This is a genomic window from Maribacter antarcticus DSM 21422 (assembly GCF_000621125.1).
Taxonomy (GTDB): domain Bacteria; phylum Bacteroidota; class Bacteroidia; order Flavobacteriales; family Flavobacteriaceae; genus Maribacter; species Maribacter antarcticus.
In genome coordinates, this window is the sequence record NZ_JHZC01000004.1 from 314534 (window position 1) to 334462 (window position 19929).

Here is a 19929-nt window from a genome sequence, read left to right on the forward strand (position 1 = left end):
CAGCAGTGAAAATAAACACACATATCTGAAATAAAAAAAGCAGCTCGTAAGGGCTGCTTTCTAGAAACTTTAAAAGTTAGTTTATTACTTTGCGGCTAAAGCAGTGTCACTGTAGGTAACCCTGTAAATAGCGTCACCATAATCATCTGATATCAACATAGACCCATCTTTTAGCCAAAGTATATCTACGGGCCTACCAGAGGCTTCTTGCGCTTCTTCGTTCAGCCAACCATCAATAAAAGGTTTGCTATCACTAGCTTCTCCGTTTTCCACATTAACCATCATAATGCGGTATCCAACTTTTTTGCTTCTATTCCAAGAACCATGTTCTGCTATAAATGCCTTTCCTTGGTATTCTTTTGGGAACATAGAACCGGTGTAAAACTTAATGGCTAACGGGGCAACGTGTGCTCCCAATTGTAATGCGGGGGGAACAAAGCCCGAACATGGGTGCTCATCCCCAAACTCAGGGTCCTTTATGATTCCGCCATGACAAAAAGGATAGCCAAAGTGTTGACCGGCCTCGGTTACGTGATTTAATTCACAAGGTGGAATATCATCTCCTAGCATATCGCGGCCATTATCAGTAAACCACATATCTCCAGATTCTGGATGCCAAGTAAAACCAACACTATTTCGAACTCCCTTTGCATAAATTTCTCTATTGCTACCATCTGGGTCCATGCGGGTAATCGTTGCAAAACGCTCATCCTCATCGGTACGGTTACAGATATTACAGGGTGCACCTACGGGAACATATAATTTATCATCTGGACCAAAGGCGATGTACTTCCAACCGTGATGAAATTCCGTTGGATAATCGTCATAAACCAATTCCTTTATTGGGGTGCCTTTTAAGTTATCTTCAATAGCAGGATATTTCCATAAACTGCCCACTTGCGCCACATAAAGATCCCCGTTTCTTGCAGCTATACCGTTAGGTACTTGCATAGTATCCAAGACCATAACCTTATCTGCCACATAATCCCCATTGGTATCCTGTATAGCATATACGGTATTTTCATTTCTGGTGCCAACGAATAAGGTTCCGTTGTCGCCCATGGCCATGGACCGTGCACCATCTACGCCTCTTGCGAACACTTTTATTTCAAAACCATCAGGCAAAGTGAGTTCCAATAGCGCCAAATCGGTACTGTCTAGGATTGCTTCTTCTTTTACCACTTCGGTTTCAGCCTTATTGGTTTGTTTGCAGGATAGGATAGTAAAGACTAATGCAGTTGCAAAGCCCAAACGTAAGAAATTGCTATTCTTTTTCATGCTCATTTATTTTTCACGAAGATACACAACAACTGCTAAGATTGTATACTATAACTAGTATGCGAATTCCTTTGATGCGAAAACATGAGGCCTCGTCATCTATGGTGTCGGTAAGGACTGCAGTTTAGTGGACCACGAGCGCTGTTTTACGCCAAATGTGGGCGCAATGCTATACTTAAACTGGGTAAGTTACTTTCTGTCGCTATAGGTTCTCAGGATACTATCACCTGAGGGCTTGCCGTAGCAAAACAGCAATGTCTTTGTAGGGGACCACCACTTACATGCTTACCTAAGCGGAGGCTATGATTTTATCTTGAGCAAGAATGTTGATGCGAAGCCCTTGGCCATATTACTGTACTAGGAGTCCTTACCGGTATCGATGAAACTCAAGGGAATCCTTAAAGTAATGCAAATAGGCTTTACCTAAGAGTTTGCAAATAGTAGTGCCGTACGGAATATTGATAACGGGACGCATGAGATTATGATGAATCTTAAGTTATAAACTATTCATGTAGATTATTTTTATTATTGCGTTTAGGTTGCTTAAAAAACCCACAGGAATGAGGGTCTTTTTTTTGACTTTTCCCAACCGTACTTCTTAGTTTAATAGTCATTTTTCTAAAATTAAGAATTCGAGGTTTTTGAGAAGCTATCCTTTTAGATATTAGGGCGAAGGCACATTTACATCTCCTGCAGTTTTTGAAGCCAAATGGTATTATGATTTCTGAACCTTTTTCAAAAGTCAATTAGGTAAACCCTCAGGTGGCCCTAAAAAAGAGGAAATACTTTTTCCTTAACCGAAATGTATACTGAATTCAAAGATTTGAAGTTTATTTTTTTGAAGAAATGATAGTGTATTTAAGAGAAGGGGAATACAATTAAGGCGAAGCATCGGTCATACGGTTTGTTGGACTACTGGGCTGATTAAGCTATCTGTATTGTTAAAAAATTATAAATTGGAACTAGTGTGACCGTTGTTACAGATAGGGTCTTTATTATAGTTTAATATTATCGAAGTATTTAAAACGAAAAGAAAAAAATATGATGGATAATTAAAATCTAGAACAAGAACAAATTATTAATATGCCAAGAATCAGATATAAGCACCAGATTTTGAAGCGCTAACTACCAATGCAAAATTGAAAAGTCTGAGTTTACAAAGTACAAATGGATAGTGACGTTTTAATATCCTGCTGATTTTATGCCTGTGTGTATGACTGAAATGAGTGGATTTGCCACACGTAAAAATGAGTTCGATGCGTTGAATACTGAATTATTGCATTTAAGCATCGATAACGTTCATGCCCATTTAGGTTGGGTACAAAATGGACCAGAAAATGCAGGGGTTTACTTCGATTTTCCAATCATTGCAAACCTTGATATGAAAGTCTCTAAATTATGCGGCATGCGGCAACCTAATGAAAGTAAGATAGCTGCCGTAAGAGCAGTATTTTTATTGATTCAAATACAAAAATACGGTTGGTGTCCTACTATCTATTAAATGTTTGGTAGGAATATGGACGAGATACTTAGAGCCTTAGATGCTTTGCAAACTTCGGATAAGTATAATGGTGCTGCGCCTTTAGGCTGGAAAAGGGGAGATAAGGTAATAGTCTCACCTCCTAAAACATTGGACGAGCTTAATGCGAGATTAGAAGGTGATTCCCTTGAAAAAGTGGATTGGTATCTCGCAAAAAAATCTATTAAAATGTATGCTTTCCGTTCCGAGACATAAAAATCGGAACGGAAAGCATATATTTTTTATTCCACAAAATATGAAATTCTTTACCCAATGCGATAAATATCATGGCGTGGAACAAAGACGACAAAATTAAAACATGGTTGGGGTCTATTATTATTCTATAATAGCCTTATTAACATACCGTTGAGCAAGCTCTGGTATTTTAATAAGGATATCTCTACGGATAAACCTATCTTTGTAATTAAGTTATTGAAGAGCAGCTGAATCTAGTATTATTTCAAGCGAAATAAAGGAAATTAAGGTATTTGACCTTAGTGATAACGTAACTAATTTTAAATAAGATAAAATGGAAAATTCAAGTCTATCTAATATTGGATTAAATAAGGAAAGTATTAAGGAAACAGCAAATCATTTAAATGATTTGCTGTCCAATTATCAATTATTTTACATGAACCTCAGAGGATTTCATTGGAATATAAAAGGCAAGAAATTTTTTGAGCTACATCTGAAATTTGAAGAGCTTTATAATGATGCTTTAATAAAGGTGGATGAGATTGCGGAGCGGGTTTTGACATTAAGTGGCACTCCTATTCACACGTTCTCAAAATATATGGACCATTCAGAAATCAAAGCCACAGAAAATGTAGTTGATGGAGATATAGCCGTTGATGCTATTCTTGATAACTTATCAATTCTACTTAAAAAAGAAAGAGCAATCCTTAGCATTGCCGCAGAAGCCAATGACGAGGGTACGGTTTCCCAAATGGGCGATTATATAGTGGAACAAGAAAAATTGGTATGGATGTTATCTGCCTACAAGGATTAGATTGGTCATATGTTTTACGATTATTAAAAAATAAAATGGGTAAAACACACGAACAATTTCTAATAATGCCTAGTAAATAGGAATTTGATGATACTATCAAATTCCAAAAATTTAAAAAGCTCAATGCTGTAAGTATTAAGTTATTTTAAGTAAGGTGAAATTACTTAGTATTAAGGAAATTAATTTGAAAGTAAAAGATAGAAGGTTCAATGTCCTAAAGTTATGTTTTTGCTTAATTCTATTCATAATATCAAATAAAAGGGCGCGCGCGCCCTTTTATTAATTAAAACGCATACTGCATAAAAGTAGATAAATTACGTCCCGTATCATTGCTGCAAACCCTTCCAAAATCTGCCTGATTATTAAAGTTAAAATTGAGGGGGTCAATATAGGTCTTATCAAACATATTTAATGCAGTGATACCAAGTGTCAAATTTTTGAAGGGAATTACGCCTAAACGTAAATCCAAAACTAGGTGTTACTTGCTCTTCGAATGGAGGCGAAATATTATCCTGCTTGGAAGTCAAGGTGTAATTGGCGTTTATCCAGAATTTTTCTTTTTCATAATCAGGTGTTAAGCGTCTCGTTAATAGAGGTGCCAATGGGAGTAATTCGTTTAGGTTTTGATTTTATGGTATACATAGGCTAAATATGTAGTAAAATTAAAGTCGTTCAAAAAATCTATCCTGGCGTAATTTCAAATCCTGTTTTGTAGGTTTTGTTCCTATTTTAGAACCTTTTAATTTCATAGGCGCTACGGTAGGCAGGAATTTTTTGGTCTAATTTCTATCTATCAAGCCTACGATATAGTTTTCGTAGAAGTAATAATAAAAGGGAGTTGTAAAGTTAAACACGTCCGAGTTGGTATTTGACAAGGGTAAGTTTTCTTTAAAACCAACTTCAAATTGATTGTTTACTTTGGTGTCTAAATTGGGATTTCCAATATATTCAAAAGCATCTTGCCCTATGTTAAAAATGATTGATAACCCGCGCAATCATATTTACCGAACAAACGCCACTACTAGTGCTAAGAGTAACACGGAAAGAACCAAAACGAGTGGTCTACGTGTTGATAGATATGGCAGGTGAATTGGAGAGTACTGCGTATGCTAGTTTAGGTATGGAAGAAAAATTAATAGAGGCAGTTACTGAGTTTAGGGGAGTACCGATAGCGCAAGAAACGGTAATCACCTTAGTCCATACTTTTATTGAAGAGCATATATGTTTTGTTAGATAATTTTATGAAGGCTGTATTGATAGTTGGTATAAACTACCGCTTAAGGGCATAGAGTATACTATGACTCTTCTTTAAAAGTTTTTGTTTTTCATCCCAAAATAACTACCGTTTGTCCAATAAAACACAATTAATGTAGTGGGTTTCCGTTTCTTGAAATTGTAAAAGGCTAGCATATCTCTATCCCTTACTTTTTAACTTTCCCAGTAGTATTCTTTTAAAACACCTCAGTTTTTATCGATAATCGGTAAAAACATCAAAAACCTATGAATTTTTGTTAAGTATTCGGAATGGACCTTTTCGCAACTTTGAGGTCTAAACCCAAAATCTTAATATCATGAGGAATACCTTACATCAAAAAGTCTCTATGGGATGCCTTACAGTGCTATGCTGTATTGGATTAAACGCGCAACGAACAGCCTTTGTATCCTTAGAAAAACACAAAATGGATGCGACCGTAAAACGAATGGAAAATTTCAAGGATATGAAATCCATGGGGTATACAGAAAAAGAAATCTACCAAGACTTAGGTAATGCCCACTTTCTATCTGAAAATTACGAACATGCACTTTTTTGGTATGATCGGTTAATTGATTCAAGTGATGATGGAGTGTTGGAACCCTCTTACCAGAAACGTTATGACCATGCGGTTTCGAAACTTGGTAGGATTGGCAGTACTGAAGAAGAAACAGATGAAAACTGGACGGAGCTTGTACGTGCTGATTATCATATGACCCAAGCCTCCCCAAAAATGGGCTCAGTATCTTTTCGGAAAAGATTTAAATCTTTGAATCTCGTTCCTGAAAGGGAAAAACTAGCTGTGAAGGAGCAGATGTACTATAAAAATGCTACAACTGACAAAAATAAACTAGACTACGAAACTCCAGTTTCATTAACCAAAGACGGGAACACGGCTTATTACAGCAGAACGGTATATGTAAAGCCCAGCACTGGAATATTTTCCAAAAAAGAACTGGTACATAAAATTTACCGTGCAGACAAGGAACAGGGAGAGTGGAAAAGTATTCGGGAACTCGCCCTATGTCCGAATGAATTTTCAGCTGTGCACCCGGCCGTTTCGCCAGATGGGAAGCGTCTTTTCTTCGCTTCCAATATGCCAGGTACTTTTGGTGATTTTGATATATATGTATCTAGTCTAGGGAGTAACGGTAGTATTGGTGTAGCCGAAAATTTAGGCAAAAAAGTAAATACTGTGCGTAATGATATGTATCCCAAGGTAATGGAAGGGAATACCTTGGTCTTTGCCTCAGAGGGGCATCAGGGCTACGGTGGTTTGGATATGTATTCCGTTCAGGTAGCCAGTAATAGTCTTGGTTTGGCCATTAACATGGGGAGTTCTATCAATAGTTCGAAAGATGATTTTGCCCTTCAGTTGGCACCTCAAAAAGGAATGGCCTACGTCGTCTCCAACCGCGGAAGTAAAACTAAATCTGCTCACAAGATTGGGTATACCTTTGTTGGTGAAAAAAGGAATTCCAACGAAACCGATTTCCGTTTATTAGAAGCTATGAATACTGCCGAACAAGCGAAATATTCAACTTCCATATTTGAAGACGAGTAGACCTAAACTGATCTTAGCGCAAGGAATACCCACCCTTTACAATGCGTACGTAATTGAACCCGTGGCAGCAGTTCTTATTTCCTATTTAGGAGGATATGAACTTTTGTAAGACATCATTTCACTTAAAACATAAAAAATATTCAAATGGACTTTACAAATAAAATTGCCCTAAGAATAGCTCTTTTTTTAATTCTGGCTTCACTAGTAGGAAGCTTATCGGTACATGGTCAAGAGACCAAAACGGAGGTCGCTACCTCTGGGGCATACCATAATCAAGTTTTTTTTAATCGATTTCTTATTAACCCTACCTTTTCTTTGGTGCGGGAGAATAAATCCTATTTAAATATTCTACACAGAAACCAATACGCTACGTTCGATGATAACAGTCAGAATTACTTTTTAGGCTTTAGTAATAAGCTAAATGACCATACCGCCTTAGGTATCGGGGTGTATAGTCAATCGTCTGGTGTAATACAGGAGTTTGGTTTTAATGCGAATTATGCCACCTCGGTAAACTTAGGTGCAAATAGCAAGCTTGCATTTGGCACCAATATCACGTATGTGAATAAAGGTGTGGATAAAAACAGGGTAGTAATATCGGGACAAGACCCTGCAATTTCAGATGCTCGTAAGGAAAGTAAAATTGCCATACAGCCTGGTATTAATCTATCTCTAGGAAATTTTGATTTTGGACTTTATGCTGAAGACTTATTTCGTTACAATCAGACTACAGATTTGTTTATTACAAATTTATCTCTAAAAAGTGTGAAGGCATCCGTGCAATATACTCACGAGTTTAAAGCGGGAAGAGGACTTTTCCATAACGCTAGATTAATGCCTTTAACACAAGTAGGTCAGAATCTGGACGGGAGTTTATATTACCTAGGTTCTTTAGTTTTGGATTTGCCAAGTTATGGTTGGTTGCAGACCACTATAGACCAAGAATATGGAATGTCTGCCGGAGTGGGTTTTAATTTGAGTAAAACGATGTCTCTTGGGTATCTAATGGAAAAGGATCTCTCGCAGCAAGAAGCCAATTTAGGGTGGAACCACGAGTTGTCTTTGGCCTATACCTTTAAAGATGATAACAGTATGGCTAATAGTTATGTAGACAGTTCTAATGATGCTAAAATAGAACGTATTGTGCGTAACTATGAAGAGCAAATATCCGATTTGTTGGTAGAAAAAAATAAGGAGGAAAAGAAAGCCAAGTTTAACGAGAAAATAGCTGAAGGGACAACGGACGAAAACACCTTGGCTTACCAGAATAAGCTTATTCTAGATGAGCTTATGATACGGCAAGATTCTATAGAAGCTTCTCGCATTTCAGCTTTTGAAGAGCGATTTGAAACCATTGTGCGGCTTTTGCGTACTGATATCAAAGACAATATAAAATCTAGCCTACATGATTTTAGCACAGAAGAGCACAGTTATTTTGCCAGTACTAACGTTGCTGATGATAGAGAAAACAAATACCGTGACTTTACTACAAGTGAATATTCAGAATTGCCGGTAAAGGTATTGGGTGATGCTGATGCTATTGGGGTTAAATCTGGGTATTATGTAATAGCCAACGTATATAAGAATAAAAAGTACTTAAATGCCTTTGTGAAGAGTTTAGAGAAAAAGGGATTGCAGCCTAAACAATTTTATAATAAAGAAAATGGGTTGTATTATGTGTATTTGGCTGACTATGATGCCAAGCAACAAGCGCAAAGTGCGTCTATTTCCAATCTGGGAGGAAAGTATACTGATGAAAAATGGATTATGCAGGTGGATCGCTCTACAGCGACAGCGTCCAATGTATATGAAGATGATGAGGCGTATTATAGCAGGGAAGATTAGTATAAGGTGAATAAGAATGTATTTGGTTGATTATTATTTATATGTTTTAGTGAATCGTCAATAAGAGGAGGGAAGGTATCCGGGGGGATAGCCAGAACCTCCTTTTTTTTGGAATGACGTGTACTTTTGCTAATAAAAAAGAGCCGTTTAGGGTATGTTTACCGATGAAAGGTTAGGGATTGGTGTATTTAAACGAAAATAGCTACAAATACAACTAAGATATTTTGTTATTATTTATATTTAAATTGTCAAATAAGCTTAAGAAATTAATGTTAATCCCAAATCCCCCCAGAGTATGCGAAATTTTTACTTATCCCTCTTCATTCAAAAAAGCACAGGAATTTACCTGTTTAAAGTTGCACTTCCCAATGTGATAAATAAACAGAAATCTGTTTTAAGTGCGTACGTCTTCCTATACTGTCCAGGCACTAAAATACGGCTCGGATAAGGATACTTTTTCTTGATTTTAGTTAATTATTGAACATACAATCTAATTATTGGGTTTGTTCCAGTTAAGGTGGTTTTATAAACACTGAGAAAGGTCTATTGGAGGATGTCAGGTTCTAAATTCTGATGTGTCTGATAGGTCCGTATAGCTGCTATTCTCTTGAAAAATAATTATAACTACCTGAACTTAATATACTACTAACCATTGCCGTCGTATTCAATGTGAATGGGCTGCATACTACCCCTGTATTATGAAAACTCAAAAATTAAAGATTATCGTCATAGAAAAAAATGAAGTTTTAAGTAAGGCTTACCAAGGTTATTTAGATGGGTTTACTGACTATGTGTTAGCAGGAACCTACACAGATGTGCAGAAAGCTCTAAAAGACTTTAAAAATATAAAGCCTGATATTATTTTTTCAGAGGTAGGCTTAAAAGGAATAAATGGGATAGATGCCATCCGCATGTTTCGAAAAAAAGACAAGAATGTTCAAATCATAATGATAAGTACGCTCAATGATTTTAATATTATTAAAAAGGCATTTAAACAAGGTGCCAATGGGTATCTTACCAAACCTATGAGTGCTGATAAGCTAGATCATGCGCTTACCAGTATAAAACGGGAAGGAGCAGCAATGAGTAATGATATCGTTAAACAGGTAGTGGCTAACTTTCATAAAAAATCCTTTAATTTCTTTTCAGAACGAGAGAATCAGATTGTAGACTACTTATTCAATGGAGCAACCTACAAAGTAATTGCCAACAAGTTGTTTGTAACCACCAGTACCGTTAATTTTCATATTCAGAATATCTATTTTAAATTGGATGTGAACTCTAAATCCGAGGCGCTGACGAAGTTGGAAAGAATGTAGCGAGGATGTTGTGCGCTTGCTTTTATAATTTTCAGACTTAGAGTTTTCCTCCTAAGCAGTGGACCCTAGGTTCGTAGTGGTCGAGATGATGCAGTTGCATGGGAGGTATAGATTTTGTGTGCAGTGTTTGAATTAAGGCTCGTATTTTACCTCTCACACAAGGTTCAAGTTCACCGATAATTATTGTTGTGTCGGCCTCTTTTTAGAGGAGAATCTGTTAGTATTATCAATAATTTTATTTAATTTATTTTTTTTTAGAATGAGTCTCGATTTTTATATGGCGGCGCTGCGATAGCAAAATGAGCGAGTTGATGCGTTGATAATACAGGTGTCCTTTTGCTTGAGTTCCTTTCCTTTCTAGTAAGTACTTCAGAAACTATGTATGAACTCATGCTTTCCTCCTCTTTTGTACGAAAGCCTTTTCGGTGAAGCTTTTTACATAAGAAAAATATATAAAGAATTGATAAATAGTATTTTATATATATTAAAATGATTTTTTTAAATTAATTTCCTAGAAATACGATGCTTATTGTTTCAGGTACAGTCCTTTTAAGCTATTTTTAAAAAATTGAATTTTTTTTGGTAAATAGTTAAAATACGTACATGTATTATTTAGGTTTGGATATAGGAAGTTCTTCGATTAAGGTAGCTTTAGTTCATGCAGAAACGGGAAAGAGTTTAGGTGTAGTACAAGAACCGAAAACCGAAATGTCTATGTTGGCGCTGAAAAATGGCTGGGCAGAACAAGATCCTGAAGATTGGTGGAGGCATGTTTGCGCTGGAATTTTGAGAATTAAATCCGAAAATAATCTTGCCGATACTGATATTAGTGGTATTGGTATTTCCTATCAAATGCATGGTTTGGTCTTAGTGGATGACGATGGAATTGTGTTGCGAAATTCTATTATCTGGTGCGATAGTCGGGCAGTAGAAATTGGAGAACAGGCTTTTGAGGCTATTGGAGAAGATAAATGTACCAAACATTTGCTCAACTCCCCTGCTAACTTTACAGCATCCAAGCTAAAATGGGTAAAGGAAAACGAGCCAGAAATTTATGAGCGGATATACAAATTTATGCTACCAGGGGATTACATCGCATACCGATTATCAGGGACTATAAATACAACAGTATCAGGATTGTCTGAAGGTATATTTTGGGATTTTAAGGAAGATGCTATTGCTGAGGTACTGATGCACCACTATGGCTTTGATGATAGTAAGGTGCCGGACATTGTGCCCACTTTTTCGGAACAAAGTACTGTGAACGAACAAGGAGCCTCTGAGAGTGGATTGCAAACGGGAACTCCTATTTTGTACAGGGCTGGCGATCAACCCAATAATGCCTTATCGCTCAATGTATTTAACCCTGGTGAAGTTGCTGCTACAGGGGGCACATCGGGTGTTATTTATGCAGTAACGGATAGCCTTTCCGTAAAGGAATATGCTAGAATAAATAATTTCGCCCATGTCAATTATCAGTCTGGTAAAAAGCTTCGAATTGGAAAATTACTCTGTATCAATGGGGCCGGGATTCAGTACAGGTGGTTACTTAACAACTTGGACGTAACCTCCTATGAAGAAATGAACGATTTGGCGGCATCCGTTTCGGTTGGTTCCGATGGCGTTTGCGTTATTCCTTTGGGTAACGGAGCCGAGCGCATGTTAAATAATAAAGATATTGGCACGAGAATGGTCAATATCAATTTGAACAATCACACAAAAGCACACTTGTGCAGGGCCGCTTTGGAGGGCATCGCTTTTTCTTTTGTCTATGGAATGGAAATTTTAAAGTCGGATGGTAGTATTGTAAATGTACTACGAGCGGGGAACGACAACCTCTTCCGTTCAGAAATATTTTCAAATACGGTGGCTACGCTAATTTCGCACGACATAGAAATATATAATACAACAGGAGCCATTGGAGCAGCAAGGGCGGCAGACCTCCATAAAGGAGATTTTGAGGTTTTCGGTAAGCGAATTATGGAAAATGATTATGTGATGACCTATAGGCCTTCCAAAGACAAGGAAGCATACTTACAGGCATATGAAACATGGAAAAAGGAATTAGAAATACTATTAAAAACAACATAAGATGGCAGTATTAGGAGATAAGGAATACTTCAAAGGTATTGGAGAAATTAAGTTTGAGGGAAAAGAATCTGACAACCCGTTGGCCTTTAAATATTACAATCCGGAGCAAGTTGTTGGAGGGAAGACCATGCGCGATCATTTTAAATTCGCAATAGCGTATTGGCATACCTTCTGCGGACAAGGTTCTGACCCTTTTGGTCCTGGAACTCAAAGTTTTGAATGGGACAAATCATCAGACCCTATTCAAGCGGCAAAAGATAAAGCGGATGCTGCTTTTGAATTTATAAGTAAAATGGGTTTTGATTACTTCTGTTTTCATGATTTTGACTTGATTCAGGAGGGGGCGACCTTTGCAGAATCTGAAAAGCGTTTGGCCACTATTACGGATTATATCAAAGAAAAGAAAACCGCTTCTGGCATTAAATTACTTTGGGGAACGGCCAATTGTTTTTCCAATCCTAGGTATATGAACGGTGCTGCTACCAACCCTGATTTTAATGTGGTAGCAAGAGCTGGAGGACAGATAAAACTGGCCTTGGATGCTACCATTGCCTTAGATGGCGAGAATTACGTTTTTTGGGGCGGACGCGAAGGGTACATGTCCCTTTTGAATACCGATATGGGTAGGGAGCTAGACCATATGGGTCAATTCTTAAACATGGCTAGGGATTATGCTAGAGCGCAGGGATTCAAAGGAAATTTCTTTATAGAGCCCAAACCGATGGAGCCAAGTAAGCATCAGTATGATTTTGATACCGCTACTGCTATTGGTTTTTTAAAGGAGTACGGGCTAGACAAAGATTTTAAAATTAATATAGAAGTAAACCATGCAACATTGGCGCAACACACTTTTCAACACGAAATTGCGGTTGCCGGAAAAGCAGGAATGTTAGGGAGCTTGGATGCCAATCGGGGCGATTACCAAAACGGATGGGATACCGATCAGTTCCCCAACAATATTCTAGAAACCACCGAAGCCATGCTGGTTTTCTTGGAAGCTGGCGGACTGCAAGGTGGGGGTGTTAATTTTGACGCTAAAATACGTAGGAATTCAACTGACTTGGATGATGTGTTCCATGCGCACATAGGTGGAGCGGATAATTTTGCCAGAGGCTTGCTAACAGCGGATAAAATCATTTCATCTTCCGCATATACCAGCCTCAGGGAAAAACGATACAGTTCTTTTGATTCTGGAAAGGGAAAGGCTTTTGAGGAAGGAAAACTGGACCTGAAGGAGCTGTACGACATTGCTTCAGCAAATGGCGAATTGGAGCTACAAAGTGGTAAGCAGGAGTTGTTTGAGAATATCGTGAATCAGTATATATAATATATCTTTTTTTATGTAGTTGGCGAAGGGTTTCAGTTTTAGACAAATCCTTTAGCTCTATTCTTTTTACATGAATTCAAATTGAAGGCCCTATCAATTTTGATGGCCTCCTTAAAAAAAACTAAATTAAATAGTAGTAATATAGTGCTTTATGAAAAAAGCCACCCTAAAGGATATTGCTGCTCATTTTTCAGATTCTATTTCTACGGCTTCAAAAGCAATCAATGGGAGTCAGGAGATAAGTGCGGCGTGAAAAGAAAAAATTCAGCAATACGCCAAGGAAAAACACTATAAGCCTAATAGACTCGCATAAAACCTATTAAATAAAAGCAATAAAACCATAGGGGTAATTGTACCTAATATACTTAACTATTTTTTCGTACAAGTACTCTATGGAATTGAGAAAGTAGCGAACGAGAAAGGCTATAATATTATTAGCTGTATTAGTGACGAGTCTTTTGAAAAGGAGTCCAAGACTTTAGAGTTCTTAGATTCCGGTGCTGTAGACGGGCTCATAGTTTCCCTTTCCCAGGAGACTCAAGAAAAACAGCGGGTAGAAGCTTTAATCGATATTGTAGACAATTATATTCCTATAGTTTTGTTCGATCGCGTGTCCGAACTTGTTGCATGCGATAAAATAGTAGTAGACGATTTTGAGGCTGGTTACAAAGCTACTAAGTATTTCTTGGGTACCGGTTGTAGCACCATCGCTTTGATTTCTCCTATTTCTAAGTCCAGCGTGGGAAAACTAAGATTTGAAGGCTATAATAAAGCACTCGGAGAAAAGAACCTCCCTTTTGATAAAAATTTAGTTGTAAACTTAGGTAAGAGCGACGATTTAGATATACTCATGTCCTTATTATTAAATCACGCATCCATAGATGCAATATTGGTCTTAGACGAAATCACGGCAGTTAAAGTACTCCAGATTGTAAAAACACGTGGGTATCGTGTGCCCGATGCTATATCGATTATCGGCTTTACTAACGACCAGTTGTCAGAAGTTGTAACTCCAAGGTTAACAATGGTTAGTCAACATGGAAAATATATTGGAGAGTCCGCCGCAAAACAATTAATCAAACGAATAGAAACCCCTTAGGAGATTCAGTCTAAATTTGAGACCAAAGTTGTAAAAACAAGTCTTGTAGTTCGAAAATCAACAAAAGCGTTATCCTAAATCCTATCTGGGTGTGGATGTATCCAAGGTGTTCTGTACTCCCGAGTCAATAGCTGTGTTGCTTCTTCATCATCAACGACCGTTCTAGTTTTTGGGTCATAAACCAGCGGACGCCCTAAATCCATAGACAAATTCGCCAAAATACAGCTCGCTGAGGAAATATGCCCCTCTTCAATATCAGCAATAGGCCGGGAATTGTTTTGTATGGCATCAAGGAAATCAATCATATGTCCACGGTTAGCAGGCGCCGCATGCAGTTCGTTGTCTTTTTCAATAAGATCTTCGGGATATTTTTCCTTTTCGTATACGACATCAAAATGTATAGGTGTTCCGGTTCCGTTAGGCATAAAATCGGCTTGCATGGGACTTCCTTTTAAAACTCCTTTATCACCATAAATTATAAAAGCCCACGGATATTCTTCATCCACAGGACTACCCCAAGATCGGTGCTGCCATATACAATTGAGTTCAGGATATTCAAAAACGGCCGACTGGGTATCCGGAGTGTTGGATTTACCGCCTTTCTGGACATAAATACCCCCTTGGGAGCTAATACGCTCTGGCCAGCCCAAATCTAGCATCCACCGTACGGTATCTAGCATGTGCACGCCCATATCGCCCATCATACCGTTACCATATTCCCTAAAGGTCCGCCACCATCTTTTGTGTGGAATTCCGTCATAGGGTCGTAAAGGAGCCGGGCCGGTCCACATATCGTAATCTAGAAAGTCTGGGACTGGTTGTTCGGGCGGGTTGCCGTCTGCACGCATGTGGTAGTAGCAACACATTTCTACATGTGCAATGTTACCCAGTAGGCCCACGTCTACGATTTCCTTTTTTACATCAATCAAATGCGGTGTACTTTTACGTTGCGTACCCACTTGCACCACGCGGTCGTATTTTCGGGCTGCCGCGACCATGGCTTCGCCTTCCATCACATCTACACTCGTAGGTTTTTGTACATATACATGGGCGCCTGATTTTAGGGCACTAATACATTGGAGGGCATGCCAATGGTCTGGAGACCCGATGAGCACAATATCCAAATTGTTCGTTTCCAGCATTTTTCTGTAATCAGTATATAGCTTGGGTTTTTTGCCAGATTTTTGTCGTTGCGCTACCAATTCAGCTGCTGTTGCCAAATGATTTTGGTCAACATCACAGATGGCAATAACGTCCACATTTGCCACTTGTATGAGTTTAAAAAGGTCACTTTTACCGTACCATCCGGCACCAATGAGTCCAACCCGTTTAGGTTTTTCATTTTTAAAATATTCAAAACCATAGCTGCCAAAAGAGGATAATACTATTGACGCTGAGGTACCTTTTATAAAATATCTTCGGTTCATTATTGCTTCTATATATCGTACGCCATACTTAGAAAAACATTCTAATTAAGCACTTAAGGTACGCAATGATTTTTGGTTGATAAAATGATTCATTTTCATGGTAGCAGAAAGGGATATTACTTAAATGGTTATATTTAGGAGCGAATTCCAATGCTTGTTCTATGAAAATCAAACTATTCCTTTTATCTATTTTTAGTTTTACTCAATTCTCCTATGCTGATATTTCATTACCTCAAATTTTTGGTAGCGATATGGTACTCCAAAGGGTATCGGAAGTCTATTTATATGGATGGGCTGCTCCAGGCGAAACGTTTACCATAGGTACAAGTTGGGATGGGAAAACGGTAGAAGTCAAAACCGGAATCAATGCAAAGTGGAGGGTAAAAGTAACTACTCCGCAAGCCGGTGGTCCCTACGAAATAGCCTTTACTGGTAAGGGCAATAGCATTGTGCTGAAAAACGTGCTTATCGGTGAAGTTTGGCTATGTTCGGGACAATCCAATATGGAGTGGAGTGCCAATAGTGGAATAGATAATAAGAAAGAAGAGATAAAAAACGCAGATAACCCTAATATTCGGTTTTTTACGGTCGATAAAAGGACTTCGGCTACGCCACAAGATGATGTATCGGGGAGCTGGGAAGTCAGCACACCAAATACAATGGCGAACTTTAGTGCAGTTGCCTATTTCTTTGCTAGAAGGGTTCACCAGGAATTGAATATTCCAATAGGATTGATTGATGCCTCTTGGGGTGCTTCATGCGCAGAAGTTTGGACACCAGCGTACGTATTTGAAGAAAATCAGGGGCTATTGGAATCCCACAAATTAATTCAACAGAACCCATGGGTTCCGACGGAGCGTTCTACCTTATACAATGCTATGATTGCGCCTATCACTACCTTTAATATCTCTGGTGTTTTATGGTATCAAGGAGAATCTAATACCGCAAATGGCGAAAATTATAAGGAGCTATTTACCAAAATGATTACTTCTTGGCGCAAGGAATGGAACACAGATTTCCCTTTTTACTATGTACAAATCGCCCCTTACACCTATGGTAAACTTTTTGAGGGAGCAGTGGTACGCGATCAACAAAGGCAATCGCTATCCCTTAAAAACACGGGTATGGTCGTTACGAGTGATATTTGCACTACAGACGATATACATCCACAGAACAAACAAGACGTAGGACTCCGTTTGGGGAACATAGCGTTGAAAGAACATTTTAAAGTGTTGGATGTTGAAGTTCATGGTCCTTTGTACAAGAATATCGAAATCAAAAATAAGGAGCTTATGGTTTATTTTGACCATGCGGACGGACTCTATCTAAAGGATAAAAATGATACGTTTTTTGAGGTTGCCGGAGCCGATGGGATATATCATACCGCAAAAGCAAAAATTAAGAACGGCGGCGTTGTATTAAGAACTAAAGATGTAGATGTACCTATATCCGTTAGATATGCATGGGATAATATTGCGATACCAAATTTATTCAATGCTGCCCAATTACCTGCCTCTACATTTAAAAGTAATTGATATATTGCTTCACTATAATAGCGCATTGGATACCATTAAAAAGACAAAAGACGTACGACTTTTTTCGGTTTAAGTTTTATGGTTTAGATATTTTATAGGTACTCTTATTTTAGGTGTTTGTTTTTGGTCTAATTTATTGTTTTTACGACGTGTTAGCACATCTGTTACGACCTGAACCTTCTCCCATATTGCAGATAACTGAAAACGGGCTTAATAGAACTTGTATAAGGTCTATTGAAAAACAAAGTTATACGATAGTGATAATAGTGGGCTATTCAATATAGAAAGTTCAAAGGCACCTAGTGGGCTGTTTCCGAATACTTCTCCATTTTCACCGCCGTTGCGTTGTGTATAATAAATACTGTAGGGATTTCTTCTGCCGTAGAGATTATAAACGGTGAACGTCCAATCCCCCTGCCATCTTTGTGATTTCCTTTTCACACCTTTCACATTCCAAGAAAAATCTAGTCGGTGGTACGTGGGCAAACGTGCATTGTTCCGCTCTAGAAACAATGGGGTTTGTATTCCTTCGACTGTTACTATTCCGTTGGCAGCTGTATAGGGTCTACCCGTTTGGGCCGTGAAATTGAAACTCCATGTATTATAGGTGTCCGATTCGAAATTTATCGTTCCGTTAAACACATGTGGCCTATCGAAGTCGGAATTGTACCATTCGTTATTATTGATTCGATCGCCAATCTTTTCAATTTGAGAACGCAGCAGGCTTCTGGACCATGTGTAATTAAGCCATCCGTTGATGTTCCCTGTAGATTTTTTTAGACTGAGCTCTACTCCGTAAGCTTTTCCCTCGCCCTGAACCACATCACGCCCTATCGTCTCCCCCAGAAAGAAATCCGCTCCGGGTTTGTAGGTCAATGTGTTCGCCACATTCCTATAGTATCCTTCCAACGACACTTCGATTTTGTTGTTCATGAAGTTTTTGTAGAGCCCGATACCGTAACTGTCGCTTACTTGAGGTAGTATGCCTGGGCCCGACGTTTTCCATCTCGAAGTGGGCACCGGAGTAGTACTGTTATAGATATTCTGGAGATATTGGTTTAGCCGAGCATAACTTGCTTTCATAGAAATTATTTCCCCTAGTTGTAGGTTAAGACCCAACCTTGGCTCCAGATTGTTGTAGGTCTTTACGCCTGCACCTTTTTCAAAATCGGTGGTTGCCAACAGTTCACCGCTAAAGTCGTCGAACACGTTCTGCGTAAATGGCCCTACCAATACAAAATGGTTAAAGCGAAGACCTCCCGAAAGTGTAAGATTTTTTAAAGGTGTCCAATTGACATTGCCATAACCAGAAAATTCATAGCTAGTTTCTTTGTTTAGGAATACAGGCAATACGTTGGTGGCCGAACCGGGATCTAATTGCCCCGGATTTATGGTATATCGATTGGCCTGCGCCCCTGTATAATAATCCAAGTTTTCGCTAGTTTCTTTTGAATATTCCGAAATAAAACTCAGGTAGTTGATTTTTGATTGGTAGGTTACCTCGTTATCGCTGTCCTGCTCAGGGAAAATAATCTTTGGGGTATAAGCACTGGCGACGACTATCGCCTTCAAGTTCGAGTTGTCCTCAAAGGCATGCGACCAATTTAACGTACCGTTCAAGGTACTGAAATCATATTGGTTATTCTCCGCGTTAATATTTTGTATCGAGGTGACCAGATCCAGTTGGTAAAAATCTTTGGAGTAGAACCCCGTGAAAGTAATCTGATCATTCTCTGTAGGGAGGTAGAGGAGTTTTACAGTGCTATCGTAAAATCTGGCCTTTGTGTTTTTCAACCTTTCCGCAAAGATTGGAAGGAGGAAATCGCTGACCCCCACTCGGACGCCTGCAAGAAGCATGAGTTTATCCTTTATCAAAGGAGTCTCGATATTGAGGCGGCTAGATACGAGGCCAATTCCCCCAGTGAGCTTGAATTTATCCACATAGGGATTTTTGACCTTGATATCGAGCACGGAGGTAGATCTACCGCCATAGCGTGAGGGTATGTTCGCCCGATATAGCTCTGAAGCGGATATGGCATCTGGCGTAAAGACGGAAAAAAGCCCGAACAGATGGGTTGGATTAAAAACAGGGGCATAATCGTAGAGGATAAGATTTTGGTCTAGTGATCCCCCACGAATGGATAGGCCGTTACTTATCTCTCCGGCGTTGTTCACACCTGGGAGAAGCGTCATGGCGCGTAATACATCATATTCGCCTACGGCCGTAGGAATCATTTTCAATTCTCTTTCTGTTAGACTTACCACGCCCATTTGGGGTACTACCAAGTTTTCATTTCGCTGCTTCGCTCTTACGATTACTTCGGAAAGTTCCTCTTGTTTTTCCGTCAAGGCTACCTCAAGGAAAACATCTTTATCGAGTACAACTTCGCGGAATTCCGTTCTATAACCGATGTAGGTAATGGTTATTTGATAGTTGTCCTCAGGAAGGGTGATTGAAAAGCCACCTTGATTATTAGATAGGCCACCGCACTGACAGGGCGAGATAGCGACTTCCGTGTTTTGCAAGGGCTGTCCGGTTGTCCTTTCAATTATGTTGACAGAGAGTTTTTTGGTTTGTGAATTTGCCATACCCATGACCAAAAACATGGTAAAACAAATGTAATGTAGCCCTTTTTTCGTAACAATGTTTTCCATCTAAATATG

At 38.8% G+C, this 19929-nt stretch carries 12 protein-coding genes and 1 pseudogene; 10 read left to right on the forward strand and 3 right to left on the reverse strand.

What is annotated here, in order from left to right; all coding sequences use genetic code 11:
* Positions 1-84: 84 nt before the first annotated feature.
* A complete protein-coding gene (locus Q360_RS21985) occupies positions 85-1278 on the reverse strand; it encodes a PQQ-dependent sugar dehydrogenase (protein WP_036194738.1) in 1194 nt (397 codons plus the stop codon).
* A gap of 1083 nt (positions 1279-2361) precedes the next feature.
* On the opposite strand from Q360_RS21985, the pseudogene Q360_RS21990 reads away from it, so the two are divergent.
* The 9 genes and pseudogenes from Q360_RS21990 to Q360_RS24325 all read left to right on the forward strand — a co-directional run bounded on the left by Q360_RS21990 (position 2362) and on the right by Q360_RS24325 (position 14303).
* Positions 2362-3013: pseudogene (locus Q360_RS21990) on the forward strand (redoxin domain-containing protein).
* Positions 3014-3326: 313 nt separating this feature from the next.
* Positions 3327-3806 (forward strand): Dps family protein, encoded by a 480-nt coding sequence (locus Q360_RS0101400; RefSeq protein WP_027075490.1) that lies wholly within the window; start codon positions 3327-3329, stop codon positions 3804-3806.
* A 979-nt stretch (positions 3807-4785) separates the two neighbouring features.
* Positions 4786-5043, forward strand: a complete 258-nt coding sequence (locus Q360_RS25580; RefSeq protein WP_156949973.1) for a hypothetical protein — start codon at positions 4786-4788, stop codon at positions 5041-5043.
* Positions 5044-5377: 334 nt separating this feature from the next.
* Positions 5378-6622: a TolB family protein gene (locus Q360_RS0101420; RefSeq protein ID WP_027075494.1), complete on the forward strand. Its 1245-nt coding sequence runs from the start codon at positions 5378-5380 to the stop codon at positions 6620-6622.
* Positions 6623-6766: 144 nt separating this feature from the next.
* On the forward strand, positions 6767-8467 hold the full coding sequence (locus Q360_RS0101425; RefSeq protein WP_027075495.1) for a PorP/SprF family type IX secretion system membrane protein: 1701 nt from the start codon (positions 6767-6769) through the stop codon (positions 8465-8467).
* A gap of 698 nt (positions 8468-9165) precedes the next feature.
* Entirely contained in the window at positions 9166-9786 is a 621-nt protein-coding gene (locus tag Q360_RS0101430; RefSeq protein ID WP_027075496.1) for a response regulator transcription factor, read from the forward strand.
* Positions 9787-10389: 603 nt separating this feature from the next.
* A complete protein-coding gene (locus Q360_RS0101435; protein WP_027075497.1) occupies positions 10390-11877 on the forward strand; it encodes a xylulokinase in 1488 nt (495 codons plus the stop codon).
* 1 nt (position 11878) lies between these two features.
* Complete coding sequence (gene xylA, locus Q360_RS0101440) at positions 11879-13204, forward strand: xylose isomerase (RefSeq protein WP_027075498.1); 1326 nt, start codon at positions 11879-11881, stop codon at positions 13202-13204.
* 340 nt (positions 13205-13544) lie between these two features.
* Positions 13545-14303: a substrate-binding domain-containing protein gene (locus Q360_RS24325; RefSeq protein ID WP_084273331.1), complete on the forward strand. Its 759-nt coding sequence runs from the start codon at positions 13545-13547 to the stop codon at positions 14301-14303.
* Between the two features lie 74 nt (positions 14304-14377).
* Here Q360_RS24325 and Q360_RS0101450 read toward each other — a convergent pair whose 3' ends face one another.
* Positions 14378-15730, reverse strand: coding sequence for a Gfo/Idh/MocA family protein (locus Q360_RS0101450; RefSeq protein WP_156949974.1), 1353 nt, complete (start codon positions 15728-15730; stop codon positions 14378-14380).
* 161 nt (positions 15731-15891) lie between these two features.
* On the opposite strand from Q360_RS0101450, the gene Q360_RS0101455 reads away from it, so the two are divergent.
* On the forward strand, positions 15892-17265 hold the full coding sequence (locus Q360_RS0101455) for a sialate O-acetylesterase (protein ID WP_027075500.1): 1374 nt from the start codon (positions 15892-15894) through the stop codon (positions 17263-17265).
* A gap of 231 nt (positions 17266-17496) precedes the next feature.
* Here Q360_RS0101455 and Q360_RS22000 read toward each other — a convergent pair whose 3' ends face one another.
* Positions 17497-19920, reverse strand: coding sequence for a TonB-dependent receptor (locus tag Q360_RS22000; protein WP_051554515.1), 2424 nt, complete (start codon positions 19918-19920; stop codon positions 17497-17499).
* Between the last annotated feature and the right edge of the window lie 9 nt (positions 19921-19929).

What these genes read in the sequence shown, in the direction of transcription:
- Q360_RS0101420 (WP_027075494.1), top strand. Translation starts at nt 5,378, where the DNA reads ATGAGGAATACCTTACATCAAAAAGTCTCTATGGGATGCCTTACAGTG.
- xylA (WP_027075498.1), top strand. Translation starts at nt 11,879, where the DNA reads ATGGCAGTATTAGGAGATAAGGAATACTTCAAAGGTATTGGAGAAATT.
- Q360_RS22000 (WP_051554515.1), bottom strand. Translation starts at nt 19,920, where the DNA reads ATGGAAAACATTGTTACGAAAAAAGGGCTACATTACATTTGTTTTACC.
- Q360_RS0101430 (WP_027075496.1), top strand. Translation starts at nt 9,166, where the DNA reads ATGAAAACTCAAAAATTAAAGATTATCGTCATAGAAAAAAATGAAGTT.
- Q360_RS0101400 (WP_027075490.1), top strand. Translation starts at nt 3,327, where the DNA reads ATGGAAAATTCAAGTCTATCTAATATTGGATTAAATAAGGAAAGTATT.
- Q360_RS0101450 (WP_156949974.1), bottom strand. Translation starts at nt 15,730, where the DNA reads ATGAACCGAAGATATTTTATAAAAGGTACCTCAGCGTCAATAGTATTA.
- Q360_RS0101435 (WP_027075497.1), top strand. Translation starts at nt 10,390, where the DNA reads ATGTATTATTTAGGTTTGGATATAGGAAGTTCTTCGATTAAGGTAGCT.
- Q360_RS0101425 (WP_027075495.1), top strand. Translation starts at nt 6,767, where the DNA reads ATGGACTTTACAAATAAAATTGCCCTAAGAATAGCTCTTTTTTTAATT.
- Q360_RS0101455 (WP_027075500.1), top strand. Translation starts at nt 15,892, where the DNA reads ATGAAAATCAAACTATTCCTTTTATCTATTTTTAGTTTTACTCAATTC.
- Q360_RS21985 (WP_036194738.1), bottom strand. Translation starts at nt 1,278, where the DNA reads ATGAAAAAGAATAGCAATTTCTTACGTTTGGGCTTTGCAACTGCATTA.